Source organism: Arachnia propionica, from assembly GCF_003932785.1.
GTDB classification, from domain to species: Bacteria; Actinomycetota; Actinomycetes; order Propionibacteriales; family Propionibacteriaceae; genus Arachnia; species Arachnia propionica_B.
The window spans coordinates 1-428 of the sequence record NZ_RQYT01000154.1 but is presented as its reverse complement, the minus strand read 5'-3'; the positions used below and the strand labels follow the sequence as shown (position 1 = coordinate 428).

At 61.4% G+C, this 428-nt stretch carries 1 protein-coding gene; it reads left to right on the top strand.

Annotation, left to right across the window (positions count from 1 at the left end; translation table 11 throughout):
* Positions 1-208: 208 nt before the first annotated feature.
* Positions 209-428, top strand: a 220-nt coding sequence (locus EII35_RS15640; protein WP_185744411.1) for an ATP-binding cassette domain-containing protein, incomplete at its 3' end; no start/stop codon positions are given.

The window sequence follows — 428 nt, the reverse complement described above, 5'->3', positions numbered from 1 at the left end:
TCGCCCTACCCGTCGCTCCAGCAGCCGCATTGAGCGCAGGCTGGCTGACCCTCTGGTTCATCCTGCGCGCCGTGACCGCCCTGAGATGGAAACCATGAGAATAAAGGATGACCTGCCCGACGTCTGTCAGTCAGGGTAGAGTGAGTCCGTGTCTGACGGATCGATTCTCGCCTCGTCCCCAGCCCCGTTGAGATGCGTTGGCTTGGGCTTGAGCTACAGCACTCATCGCGGGGAGCGAAGCGTCTTCAGCGAACTGGAACTGACCATGGAACCAGGAGATTTCCTGGCGATTGCGGGACGGAGTGGCTCGGGGAAGACCAGTCTGCTCCGGGTGCTCTACGGGATGCAGGAGCCCTCCAACGGGACCGTGTGGTGGGGAGACCGGAAGTTGACCGAGCTCAACGAGAAACAGCGACAGAAGCTCCGTC